The sequence below is a fragment of the Bacillus sp. FF-1 genome, assembly GCF_028548245.1.
Lineage (GTDB): Bacteria > Bacillota > Bacilli > Bacillales > Bacillaceae_G > Bacillus_A > Bacillus_A paranthracis.
The window spans coordinates 135,206-148,248 of sequence record NZ_JAQQGG010000005.1 but is presented as its reverse complement, the minus strand read 5'-3'; the positions used below and the strand labels follow the sequence as shown (position 1 = coordinate 148,248).

The window sequence follows — 13,043 nt, the reverse complement described above, 5'->3', positions numbered from 1 at the left end:
GGAGGGGAATAATTTGGAAAAGATCATCGTCCGTGGCGGAAAGCGGTTAAACGGCACAGTGCGTGTTGAGGGCGCAAAAAATGCTGTATTACCTATAATCGCTGCAGCCCTATTAGCGAGTGATGGAAAGAATGTACTATCTGAAGTACCAGTTTTGTCTGATGTATACACAATTAATGAGGTATTACGTCATTTAAATGCTGAAGTCGTATTTGAAAATAACAAAGTAACAATCGATGCTTCTAAAGAGCTAAACATTGAAGCACCATTTGAATATGTACGTAAAATGCGTGCATCTGTTCAAGTAATGGGACCTTTATTAGCACGTAACGGTCGTGCTCGTATTGCACTTCCTGGTGGATGTGCAATTGGTTCACGTCCAATTGACCAACATTTAAAAGGCTTCGAAGCAATGGGAGCAAAAGTACAGGTTGGTAACGGTTTTGTTGAGGCATACGTTGAGGGAGAACTAAAAGGAGCTAAAATTTATTTAGACTTCCCAAGCGTGGGCGCGACAGAAAACATTATGTCTGCAGCTACATTAGCAAAAGGGACAACAATCCTTGAAAACGCAGCGAAAGAACCAGAAATCGTTGACTTAGCTAACTTCTTAAATGCGATGGGAGCGAAAGTACGCGGAGCTGGAACTGGAACGATTCGTATCGAAGGCGTTGATAAATTATATGGTGCAAACCACTCTATTATTCCTGACCGTATTGAAGCGGGAACATTCATGGTTGCAGCGGCAATTACTGGTGGAGACATCTTAATTGAAAATGCTGTGCCTGAACATTTACGCTCAATTACAGCGAAGATGGAAGAAATGGGTGTTAAAATTATTGAGGAAAATGAAGGTGTACGTGTTATCGGCCCAGATAAGTTAAAAGCGGTTGATATTAAAACTATGCCTCACCCAGGTTTCCCAACAGACATGCAATCACAAATGATGGCATTATTACTACAAGCTGATGGAACAAGTATGATTACAGAAACGGTATTTGAAAACCGCTTTATGCACGTTGAAGAATTCCGTCGTATGAATGCTGATATTAAAATCGAAGGTCGTTCTGTTATTATGAACGGTCCAAACAGCTTACAAGGTGCTGAAGTAGCAGCAACTGATTTACGTGCTGCAGCTGCATTAATCTTAGCTGGTTTAGTATCAGAAGGTTACACTCGTGTAACTGAGTTAAAACATCTTGACCGTGGCTATGTAAACTTCCATAAGAAATTAGCTGCATTAGGTGCAACTATTGAACGTGTAAACGAAAAAGTAGAAGAAGTGAAAGAACAAGAAGTTTCTGATCTTCACGCTTAATTGAAATAGTCTCTATGTCTTTTGACATAGAGGCTATTTTTTTTGGGCTTATTACTGTTATAGTCAAGAAATTCTATACTTATGCACGTACCAGTAAAAATATTTAGAAAATTTTCGTTTTATATGGTTCCCCTTAAGTATGTTCTAAAAGAAAGAGTTGTTCCATAAGAATGAATGGAGTAAAGCTTTTTCATATTGGGGGAAATAAGATGAAATTTTCAAAGCCACTTTTTATTACAGTAGCGCTTCTCATAGCGCTCGTTATCATTGTACCTGCTGCTCTTGTGATTCCGTTTGCGAAAGCAAAAGTAGAGGAAAAAGCAGCTTCTAAAACTCCTCCAGCGATAGAAAGTATACCAGCTCCAGGGAAAGTGGATACAGCGGTTCAAGTTGCTGTATATCGCGAGAAACAGAAAAAGGTAGAGTCATTACCTATGGAGGAGTATGTGACCGGTGTAGTAGCTTCTGAGATGAATGCCAATTTTGAAATAGAGGCGCTAAAGGCGCAGGCATTAGCAGCGAGAACATTTGTCGTGCAGCGTATGCTAAGCGGAGGTAAGAAAAACAATGCGGACGTGACAGATACGGTGAAAGATCAAGTGTACAAAAGCAAAGAAGAATTGAAAAAACAATGGGGCAATAACTACGAAAATAATTTGAAGAAAATCGAAGAAGCTGTTTCGAAAACCGCAGGACAAGTTTTAACGTATGACGGAAAGCCAATCTCAGCATCCTTCTTCTCAACGAGTAATGGCCGGACAGAAAATGCAGCCGATTATTGGGGAAATGATTATCCGTACTTAAAGAGTGTAGATAGTCCGTGGGATCAAGCTTCTCCGAAATTTACGAGTGAGCAAACCTTTACCGTAGCTGACTTTCAAAAACGTCTCGGTGTGAAAGTGTTAGCAGACGGAAAAGTTGGCGACATTAAAGGGCGTACGGAAGGAAAACGTGTAAAAGATGTAGCATTTCAAGGGAAAACATTAACCGGAAGAGATGTGCGTGACAAATTAGATTTACGCTCCTCTGATTTCACGTGGAAACAAGAGGGAGATAAAATCGTTGTTACGACGAAGGGCTTCGGTCACGGCGTTGGCATGAGCCAATACGGCGCGAACGGCATGGCAGCAGAAGGCAAGAAATATACAGATATCGTCGCTCATTACTACAAAGGCGTTGAAATAAAGACGATGAACGATTATGAAGGTAAGTTGATGGTGAAGAAGTAGGTGTCAGGGTCTCCTGGCACCTGCTTTTTGTTTAAAATATCATAATTTTCCATTAATTGTTTGGTATAATAAGATAAAAAGTATTTGGGGGAGACAAAATGGCGTTACTGGAGTTGAAACAGTTAGGTAAGACGAACCAGTTACCGGCAGTTGAACTAAAGGTTGAGAAGGGGCAATGTGTTGTTTTGCAATGTAATAACCATACAGCTAAAGTATTGCACCGCATTATTATTGGTGAGGAAGAAGCTTCAACTGGCAATGTGCTATTTGAAGGTGAAGCGATTGGAAAGAGAAATTATTCCCGCATCGGTTTTTGTTTTTTGAAAGATGAGGCATATGATCGTTTGAAGGTAAAGGAATACTTCAAGTTCTTAATAGGGCTTTATGAATCAAATATGAGTACGGAAGAAGTAGTACAATATGTCGGTCTCTTAGATAAGTTAAACGTTAAAATAGAAAAATTATCATTTTCAGAGAAACGTCGTCTTCATATTGGACGAGTTATGATCCATAATCCGGATTTAGTTATTTTGGAAGAGCCGGAGCAAAATGTAGATACAGAGAGTACGATTATGATTCGAAAAGCAATTATGAAAATGAAAGAGCAAGGAAAGGCAATTTTTATTACATCATCGTTTCTATCGGACGCCCTTTCATTAACAGAAGATGTATACATATTAAACAATGATGGTGTGAAAAAAGTAGAAATCGAACAAGAGGAAGCAGAAGAGGTCGATGAAGAAAAAGTCGTTCAAATGATTCCGCAAATGAAGTTAGAAAGAATACCAGCGAAAGTAAACGATAAAATCATTTTATTAGACCCAATGGAAATTCATTTCATTGAAACGCAAAACGGAGTGACACATATTCATGTTCGTGAAGGGGATTTCGTATGCGCATTAACATTAAGTGAACTAGAAGTAAGATTAACAGGTTTTGGTTTCTTTAGATGTCATCGCTCTTACCTTGTGAATTTACAAAGAGTACGAGAAGTAATTACTTGGACTCGTAACAGTTTCAGCTTAATTTTAGACGACGAAAGAAAAAGTTCAATTCCGCTTTCGAAAGGACGAATGGATGAGTTGAAAGGTGTAATTGGGCTATAAGAAGTACTCCAATAAGCTCAAAATACGATTCATTCACTGGTAAAAATACTCCTTTTACCGGTATTTTACTGCGTAAACCCTTTGATTTTCATATGATGGAGTCAAGAAAAGCGAAACAAACAAACGAAAAGCGCTAAAGCGACTTTCATCTATAAAAGCAAAAAACAAAGGGGATGACGAGATGACATTGGCAATTGAAATGAAAGATGTAATGAAAAGTTTCAACGAAAAAACGGCACTTCGAAATGTAAATATTGAGGTGAAGCAAGGAGAAATTTTTGGATTCCTCGGACCGAGTGGATCTGGGAAAACGACGACAGTAAAAATATTAACTTCTCAATTACTTCATAGCGTTGGAACGGTAAAAGTATTAGGGAAAGATATTACAGGGCCAAGCAGCATCGATTATAAACGAATTGGTATTTTAACAGACAACAGTGGCTTATATGAAAGGCTTAGCATTTATGATAACTTACTATTATTTTGTGACTTATACGATTGTAAAAAAGAACGAATCGATGAAGTGCTAGCGCAAGTGAATCTATTAGATGATAAAAAAACATTAGTAAAGAAATTATCAAAAGGAATGAAGCAGCGCGTCACATTAGCTAGAGCAATCCTTCATAAACCAGATATCCTCTTCTTAGACGAACCGACATCTGCACTTGATCCAGTTAACGTACAAAACATTCATAAAGTCTTAAAAGATTTAAATAAAGAAGGAACGACAATTTTTTTAACGACGCACAATATGGAAGAAGCAGAGACGCTTTGTAACCGCATTGCCTTTCTATGTAGCGGAGAAATTGTAGCGCTTGATACACCAGAAAATCTTCGCTTGCAGTACGCGAAAGATCAAATACAGGTCGTATTAAAAGATAAGCAAAAAGAAGTCGTGCAAAAAGACGAATTAGGTGCAAAACGCATTTCAGAATGGATGAAAAAAGGCGAGTTACTATCGATTCATTCACACGAACCAACGCTAGGCGATATCTTTATTGAAGTTACTGGGAGGGGATTATAATGACATTTTCAATGAGACGATTTTCAGCTATTTTTCGGAAAGAGGTACAGGATATTAAAGCAAATGCATCTGTACTCGTAATGGCAGCACTGCCACTTGTATTTTCTTTTGTTTATCAACAGATGGATGGACCGAAAGAACAAATCGCTAATATGGTAACTTTAATGGCCTTAACAATGGTAGGAAGCTTTGTTCAAGCGGCTTTAATTGCGGAAGAAAAAGAAAAGCACACACTACGTGTGATGATGTTATCACCAGCATCATCGTTAGAAGTATTATTAGGGAAAAGTGCATTAACAGCTCTTATTACATTTGTAATTTGTATTAGTAACTTTGCTATTTTAGGTGTAATGAAGGGGAATATGGTTTTAATCACTCTATTTTTACTTGTTAGTATATTTTTCTTCCTTATGTTAGGTACGGCGATTGGATTAATAGCTAAAACAACGGCGTCAACATCAGTAGTAGGTATGCCGATTCTATTTGTTTTTCTTTTAGCTCCAATGTTCGGGCAATTTATTAAAAGTGATTTTGTAAAAAAAGCAATCGATTTTCTCCCAACGAAACATCTTGCAGATGCAATGCCGAAATTGCTAGCTGGAAAAGGATTTTCAACTGTTAGTGGTGATTTAATCAATATTATAATTTGGTGTGTGCTTTCAATTATTCTTTGTATTGTAATTTACAAAAAGAAACAAATGGACTAAAAACTGAGCTGAAACGCTCAGTTTTTTCTTTTTTCTATCATTTCCTCGGAAATTTTGTAATTCCTATACATATTTTTACAGATTTTGTCGAAAAGTAATTAGTTATACGTTGTATAGGATGCGTGAATATTGTTCAAAATGATTGCTGAGGTGATGATGGAATGCGAGGAAGAAATAATAAAAAGTCGCAAAAGGTAGTACATTTATTTCAAAAAAGATGGGTATTTCCGGCACTATACATTGCTTGTGCAGCGGTAATCTTAATGGTTGCGCTATGGTTCCAAGGAGCTAATCCGAAGAAGACTCCGAACCAAGATCAAGCAACGCCGTATACACAAACGGAAGATCCAGCAGTACCAGTAACGAAGTCTTCAGAAGTAGTGAAAATGCCAGCTCCTGCTAATGCGGAAGTAGTTGTACAGAAGAAGTTCTATGAAGATGCAGCAACTGAGGCGGAACAAGAAAAAGCACTTGTCTTTTATAACAACACATATTCCCCGAACAAAGGAATTGACATTGCTGCGAAGAATGGAAAAGAATTCAATGTTACAGCTGCTTTAAGTGGTACAGTAACGAAAGCTGAAAAAGATTCACTTCTTGGTTATGTTGTAACAGTTGATAGCGGAAATGGTGTAGCAGCTTCTTATCAAAGCTTAGGCAGTGTAAAAGTAGAAAAAGGTGCACGAGTTGTACAAGGTGAAGTATTAGGAAAATCCGGTCTAAGTGCCATGAATAAAGAAGCAGGTTCTCACGTTCACTTTGAAGTACGTAAAGACAATGTGGCTGTGAACCCTGAGCGCTACTTAAATAAGTCAGTAGCAGAAATTAAAGCTGATGCAGGTGCTGCAAAGGCAACGAACGCTTCTGGTAAAAAAGCTGATGACAAATCTCAAAAAGAAGAAAAGTCAACGAGCACGAAACCAGAAAGTAAAACAGAAGACAAGTCTCAAAAAGAAGAGAAATCAACTAGCGGTTCAACTAGTGACAAAAAAGAAGAACCGAAGAAAGAAGAAAAATCAACAAATGGTTCTACAGAATCATCTAACAGTTCTTCTTCACAAGAATAAGAAAGTGAAAAAATCAGTTCTCACTAGGAGAGCTGATTTTTTTATTTCCATATAAAAATACTCAATTTCGAGAAAAAAGTTGCAATAACAAGGAAAAATGACGAGATTCTCGAATATATATTACAAAAAGGAGGGGATACTGTGTCATTTTTGTTTGTTCTGTCGACTGCTATTATTTTATTGTTTGTTTTATTTACTTTATATTATTACATTGCCGGTAAGAAAGAGGTTCCCCACCATCAATTGTTAGAAGAAGAGTTAGAACGAGAAGAATGACACCTTGTATACAAGGTGTCATTTTTTTCGCCAAAATAGTCACTGTTAACGTATTTCTCACAAAAAAACGTAATTTTTCTTAACTTAGTCCGCAAAAATAGTGAACATGTAGCATATATCAGTAGTGCGGGCAATACAATGGTATAAACCAAAGCAAAGAGAGTGTTTGAGGTGAGAAATCGTGAATCATTTCATTATAAATCCAAGAATGTTTAACGCTTACAAACAGCACTCACACTTACTTCTTAGTCGTATGCAGCGAGGCTCATTTCACCCTTCTCACATCCAATTTAGGGAGGCGAGTGGTGTGCACGATTACATCAAAGAGAGAACTATCAAGATTGGTAAGTATATCGTGGAGACAAGAAAGACAGTGCGTGTCATTGCAAAGGAATTTGGGGTATCAAAGAGTACAGTCCATAAAGACTTAACGGAACGTCTACCAGAAATTAATCCAGAGCTCGCAAATGAAGTGAAAGAAATTCTTGATTATCATAAGTCTATTCGTCATTTAAGAGGCGGAGAAGCAACAAAGCAAAAGTATAGAAAAGAAGATGTAGAAAAGCCGGTACGTCAATAAGTATGCGATCGCAAACATTCCGTTTCAATTCGGTAATATTTTTCAGAAGAATTCTTTTTGCGAATATTACGTTTCTGTTAAATTTATGATAAAATCAGAAATTAGGTGTAAAAGAATTCGGGTGTAACCTGATTTTGAATATCGAGGAGGAAAAAACGGGAATGTTTGCGCGAGATATCGGAATTGACCTAGGTACGGCTAACGTATTAATCCATGTTAAAGGTAAGGGTATTGTATTAAATGAGCCATCTGTTGTTGCTATTGATCGTAACACAGGTAAAGTATTAGCAGTAGGTGAAGAAGCAAGAAGTATGGTGGGACGTACGCCTGGTAATATTGTAGCCATTCGTCCACTAAAAGATGGTGTAATCGCAGATTTCGAAATTACAGAAGCAATGTTAAAGTATTTCATTAACAAATTGGACGTAAAGAGCTTCTTTTCAAAACCTCGCATTTTAATTTGTTGTCCAACAAATATCACATCAGTAGAACAAAAAGCAATTCGTGAGGCTGCTGAACGTTCAGGTGGTAAAACAGTATTTTTAGAAGAAGAACCAAAAGTAGCCGCAGTTGGTGCTGGTATGGAAATCTTCCAACCAAGCGGTAACATGGTTGTTGATATTGGTGGAGGTACAACAGATATCGCTGTACTATCTATGGGTGATATTGTTACCTCTTCCTCTATCAAAATGGCTGGCGATAAGTTTGATATGGAGATCTTAAACTACATTAAACGTAAGTATAAGCTATTAATAGGAGAACGTACTTCAGAAGATATTAAAATTAAAGTTGGTACAGTATTCCCAGGTGCACGTAGCGAAGAACTTGAAATTCGCGGACGTGACATGGTAACAGGTTTACCACGCACAATTACAGTATGCTCAGAAGAAATTACAGAAGCATTAAAAGAAAATGCAGCTGTTATTGTACAAGCTGCAAAAGGCGTACTAGAGCGCACACCACCAGAATTATCAGCGGACATCATCGACCGCGGTGTCATTCTAACAGGCGGTGGAGCTTTACTACACGGCATTGACATGCTCCTAGCAGAAGAACTAAAAGTACCAGTATTAATTGCTGAAAACCCAATGCACTGCGTTGCGGTTGGTACAGGTATTATGTTAGAGAATATCGATAGATTACCAAAGCGTGCTTTACGATAAAGTGAAAGGAACTAAGGTGTAAACCTTAGTTCTTTTTTTTGTATTTTTATTTTTTTATTTCGATTTTTTGAGAAAATAGAAGAAAAATAAAGAAAAACGAAGAATATAGGTAAAATATTCATATATATGGTTAAATTTAATATTTCCGTATTTGAAAACGTTTATAATATAATGAGTCGAATACGACATTAAGGCAAATCATGTGTTAATACATATTGCCTTTCCCTAATCTGGGCATACACTCTTTTCTACCTCCGTGTCAGTTGCAAGGATATGCAACTATTTTAAGAGAATAGAGTGTATGCATTTTTTTATAAATAGGAAGTAAAGTTTCACTTTATAATGACAAACAATAAACAAAATGGGATAATAGACAATATGTCCAAGTGGTAAGACCAATATTACAAAAGGGGCGATTGTTATATGCTAAATATAGAACAAATTAAAGAAATCATTCCTCACCGCTATCCATTTTTACTTGTTGATAAAATATTAGAAGTAGATGAAGGGAAAAGAGCGGTTGGAATTAAAAATGTATCCGCAAACGAAGAATTCTTTAACGGGCACTTCCCTGACTATGCAGTTATGCCTGGTGTACTTATTGTAGAAGCATTGGCACAAGTTGGAGCAGTTGCTGTATTAAAGAAAGAAGAAAACCGCGGAAGACTTGCTTTCTTCGCAGGTATCGACAATTGTCGTTTCAAAAAACAAGTACGTCCAGGTGATCAACTTCGCCTAGAGGTTGAAATGACACGTGTACGTGGTCCAATCGGAAAAGGAAAAGCAATCGCAACAGTAGATGGTGAAATTGCTTGTGAAGCTGAAATTACATTTGCGATTGGTGATAAAAAAGAATAGATGTGAATTAAAAAAATTCTTCTGCAACATGCAGGAGAATTTTTTTAATTTATATATCTTTTATCCGAAATATTAAAATACAGATTAATCAGAATTCTTGTTGTAAATGAATGGAAGTTCGTATATAATGACGCTATAAATATCTTGAAACTAAGATAAATGATAGCGCGATAAAAATAGAGACGCGGTTGTCACATTATAAAGGGTATGAGCTAGGACAAAGCTTATTATGATTGGTTATGATGAAGTGTAGAGGAAAGTGATGGGGGAAATTAACAGTATAAAAAAATGAAAAATGAGCGTAGCATATCGAACATAGAGAGATAAAGGGGAAAGTGTCGCATTTTGAAAAGAGGAGATCATACCATGTTCGGGAGAAAAAAAAGAAAACCATTACGACAATTAATTACACATAAAGAGCCTAAGTCACGTATTGCGGAACAGTACCGTAACATCCGTACAAACATTGAGTTTACATCTATAGATAGCAGTATCCGTTCTATTGTTGTCACTTCGGCAAATCCGGGTGAAGGAAAAACAACGACCGTTTCCAATCTAGCAGTTGTTTTCGGTCAACAAGGGAAAAAGGTATTGTTAATTGGAGCAGACTTACGTAAGCCAACAATTCAAAACTTATTTGCTGTTCATAGCCCTAATGGCTTAACGAACCTATTATCAGGACAAGCGAAATTCATGCAATGTATTCAAAAAACAGATATAGAGAATGTATACTTAATGACTTCAGGTCCAATCCCGCCAAACCCGGCTGAACTATTAGGTAGCCGGGCAATGGACGAGCTATTACTAGAAGCATATAACATGTTTGATATTATTTTAATCGACACACCACCAGTCCTTGCGGTTACCGATGCACAAATACTTGCAAATAAATGTGATGGAATTGTACTGGTCGTACGTAGTGAAAAAACAGAAAAAGATAAAATCGTAAAGGCGAAGCAAATATTAGACAAGGCATCTGGTAAACAACTTGGTGTCGTTTTAAACGATAAGAGAGAAGAAAAGGAACAATATGGATATTATTAGGAAATAATGTGTAGAATAGTAAATTCTGAGCTGATAAATAATTTTATCGGCTTTTTCGAATTTTTGCAAAGTATATAATTGCATTATATAAAAATCATGATATAATGGAAATTTTGGAAATTTGTTGGAATGTGTTGTCAGATTTAAGATTATTTTGTAAGATTATATGTGCTTGATGTGAATAAATGTCGAACGAAATCAATCAAAATAAAAAATGTAAGATTTATATGTTATAATTTTTCTTATGTGCAAATTTTAGAAAGTTGGAGGAACTTATGGAAGAAACAATTAGTTTGAAAGAGTTATTTCATATTTTAAAAAAACGTTTAGCAATGATCCTCGTAATCGCCTTTGGTGCAGCTATTGTAAGTGCTATCATTAGCTTCTTCTTTATGACACCAATCTATCAATCTTCGACGCAAATTCTTGTTAACCAGAAGAAACAAGAAGGTGCAATGATTCAAGCTGGTGAAGTTCAAACGAATATTCAATTGACGAATACATATAAGGTTATTATTAAAAGCCCAGTAATCTTAGATCAAGTAAATGAAAAATTAAATTTAAATATGACAGCGCAAGCGTTAACAGGAAAGATTAATGTTGCGAATGAAAAAGATTCACAGGTAATCTCTGTAACAGCTGAGGACAAAGATCCAAAATTAGCTCGTGATATTGCAAATGCTACTGCAGATGTATTTAAAGGTGAAGTTGCAAAAATTATGAACGTGGATAACGTAACAGTATTATCTAAAGCAGAAGTTGCAGAAAATCAATCTCCGATTAAACCACGTCCAATGTTAAATGTAGCAATTGCCTTCGTTGTTGGCTTAATGGCTGCAGTTGGTCTTGCGTTCTTACTAGAATACTTAGATAACACAGTGAAGAAAGAAGAAGATGTAGAAACCTTACTTGGTTTACCAGTGTTAGGTATTGTAGCTCGCATGGATGAAGAAACACCAAGTGTGAAATCGCACGCTCCATCATCAAGAAAAGTGAGGGGACAAACAATTGGCTCTTAATTTATTTAAAAAGAAAAAGAATCATCGTCAACGTCGTCAATTAATTGCTCATCAACAACCGAAATCACCCATTTCAGAACAATATCGTAATATTCGAACGAATATTGAATTTGCAGCTGTTGATAAAAATATACATTCATTAATGATAACGTCTGCGAATCCAAGCGAAGGGAAAACGACAACGACAGCGAATATGGCAGTCGTGTTTGCCCAACAAGGAAAAAAAGTATTATTAATTGATGCAGATATGCGTAAACCAGCGATGCATCAAATGTTCCAAGTAGATAATATTTTCGGATTAACGAACGTATTAACACATAGTGAGCGTTTCGATAAGTGTGTACAAAAAACATCAGTTGATAATCTACACTTTTTAGCGTGTGGGCCAATCCCGCCCAATCCGGCGGAATTGTTAGGTTCGAAATCGATGCAAGAGCTTCTTGCACAAGCATATAGTATGTACGACTTAGTTATCTTTGACTTACCACCAATTTTAGCTGTAACGGATGCACAAATTATGGCAAATGTATGTGATGCTTCTATTCTTGTCGTACGTAGTGAAGCAACAGAAAAGGAAACGGCGTTAAAAGCAAAAGGATTATTAGAATCTGCAAAAGGTAAATTGTTAGGTGTTGTTCTGAACGATCGTGAACGAGAACATGGCTTATATTATTACTACGGTGCAAATTAATGAAAAGAGTGAGATATGGGAAGAACATATCTCCTTTTTTCCCTTGAATATGAGGGATACCTCATATTCAAGGGAAAAAAGATTACTATAAGCGAGGGAGGACAAAACAAATGATTGATTTACATTGCCACATTTTATCTGGTATCGATGACGGTGCACAAACAGTAACTGATAGCTTAGCAATGGCACAGCAAGCTGTGGCAGAAGGCATACATACAATTGTCGCAACACCACATCACCAAAATGGGAAATATGTAAATGAGCGTACTTCTATTATTCATCAAGTGAAGCAATTAAATGATGAATTAGAGCAACATGAAATCCCACTGAAAGTTTTACCAGGACAAGAAGTCAGGTTATACGGTGATTTATTAGAAGACTATGAAGCTGGTAAAATCGTTACTTTAAATGAAACAAACAAATACATATTCATTGAATTTCCATCTAATCATGTACCTCGTTATACAGAACAACTATTTTATGAACTACGTGTAAAAGGAATGATCCCAATTATCGTTCATCCCGAACGTAATGCCGAGTTAATTGAGCGGCCAGATAAGTTATATAATCTCGTAAATAAGGGAGCTTTAACACAAGTGACGGCAGGAAGTCTCCTAGGTAAATTCGGGAAAAAAATTAAAAAATTTTCACTACAACTTGTTGAACACAATTTAACACATATGATTGCATCAGATGCACATAACACAACGTCCAGAGGATTTCATCTAGCGGGAAGTTATGAACTAATAGAGAAAGAATTCGGTGCAACTGTTATGAATGATTTAAGAGAGAATCCGTATTTAATCATTAGCGGGAAAGCAATTTATAAAGAAGATCCAGAACAAATTCGTCGTAAAAAATTGTTTGGTATTTTTTAAATAAAGAATTGGTGATGTCTCCTAACCGTTATCAACGGAGGCACTCGGTCGTGCTGTGGGTAGAAATTTTTATTTCGAACCTA

At 36.6% G+C, this 13,043-nt stretch carries 14 protein-coding genes; all 14 read left to right on the top strand.

All coding sequences use genetic code 11. The features are described 5' to 3' along the window. Positions 1-13 precede the first annotated feature (13 nt). Positions 14-1,318: a UDP-N-acetylglucosamine 1-carboxyvinyltransferase gene (murA, locus tag PQF83_RS18150; RefSeq protein WP_000411259.1), complete on the top strand. Its 1,305-nt coding sequence runs from the start codon at positions 14-16 to the stop codon at positions 1,316-1,318. Positions 1,319-1,527: 209 nt separating this feature from the next. Then, the gene (spoIID, locus tag PQF83_RS18145; RefSeq protein WP_000672634.1) at positions 1,528-2,547 is read left to right on the top strand and encodes a stage II sporulation protein D; all 1,020 of its coding nucleotides are present in this window, start codon (positions 1,528-1,530) and stop codon (positions 2,545-2,547) included. Between the two features lie 98 nt (positions 2,548-2,645). Next, positions 2,646-3,653 carry a LytTR family transcriptional regulator DNA-binding domain-containing protein gene (locus tag PQF83_RS18140; protein WP_001185951.1) on the top strand — a complete coding sequence of 336 codons (1,008 nt, stop codon included), beginning with the start codon at positions 2,646-2,648 and terminating at the stop codon, positions 3,651-3,653. 181 nt (positions 3,654-3,834) lie between these two features. Next, entirely contained in the window at positions 3,835-4,677 is an 843-nt protein-coding gene (locus tag PQF83_RS18135) for an ABC transporter ATP-binding protein (RefSeq protein ID WP_000170843.1), read from the top strand. Then, positions 4,677-5,384, top strand: a complete 708-nt coding sequence (locus PQF83_RS18130) for an ABC transporter permease (RefSeq protein WP_000144424.1) — start codon at positions 4,677-4,679, stop codon at positions 5,382-5,384. Before PQF83_RS18135 ends, PQF83_RS18130 begins: the two co-directional genes overlap by 1 nt. Before the next feature lie 161 nt (positions 5,385-5,545). After that, entirely contained in the window at positions 5,546-6,451 is a 906-nt protein-coding gene (locus tag PQF83_RS18125; protein WP_001214941.1) for a M23 family metallopeptidase, read from the top strand. A 141-nt stretch (positions 6,452-6,592) separates the two neighbouring features. Next, a complete protein-coding gene (locus PQF83_RS18120; RefSeq protein ID WP_000008903.1) occupies positions 6,593-6,727 on the top strand; it encodes a hypothetical protein in 135 nt (44 codons plus the stop codon). Between the two features lie 307 nt (positions 6,728-7,034). Further along, entirely contained in the window at positions 7,035-7,307 is a 273-nt protein-coding gene (gene spoIIID / locus PQF83_RS18115; RefSeq protein WP_000544012.1) for a sporulation transcriptional regulator SpoIIID, read from the top strand. Between the two features lie 161 nt (positions 7,308-7,468). Further along, positions 7,469-8,470: a rod shape-determining protein gene (locus tag PQF83_RS18110; protein WP_000457987.1), complete on the top strand. Its 1,002-nt coding sequence runs from the start codon at positions 7,469-7,471 to the stop codon at positions 8,468-8,470. Positions 8,471-8,893: 423 nt separating this feature from the next. Next, entirely contained in the window at positions 8,894-9,328 is a 435-nt protein-coding gene (fabZ, locus tag PQF83_RS18105; protein ID WP_000931956.1) for a 3-hydroxyacyl-ACP dehydratase FabZ, read from the top strand. Positions 9,329-9,694: 366 nt separating this feature from the next. Next, a complete protein-coding gene (locus PQF83_RS18100) occupies positions 9,695-10,372 on the top strand; it encodes a CpsD/CapB family tyrosine-protein kinase (RefSeq protein ID WP_000467927.1) in 678 nt (225 codons plus the stop codon). Between the two features lie 275 nt (positions 10,373-10,647). After that, positions 10,648-11,391, top strand: a complete 744-nt coding sequence (locus tag PQF83_RS18095; RefSeq protein WP_000393146.1) for a YveK family protein — start codon at positions 10,648-10,650, stop codon at positions 11,389-11,391. Beyond that, positions 11,381-12,082, top strand: coding sequence for a CpsD/CapB family tyrosine-protein kinase (locus tag PQF83_RS18090; protein WP_001207158.1), 702 nt, complete (start codon positions 11,381-11,383; stop codon positions 12,080-12,082). Before PQF83_RS18095 ends, PQF83_RS18090 begins: the two co-directional genes overlap by 11 nt. A 110-nt stretch (positions 12,083-12,192) precedes the next feature. Beyond that, positions 12,193-12,960 carry a tyrosine-protein phosphatase gene (locus PQF83_RS18085; protein WP_000566218.1) on the top strand — a complete coding sequence of 256 codons (768 nt, stop codon included), beginning with the start codon at positions 12,193-12,195 and terminating at the stop codon, positions 12,958-12,960. Positions 12,961-13,043 lie beyond the last annotated feature (83 nt).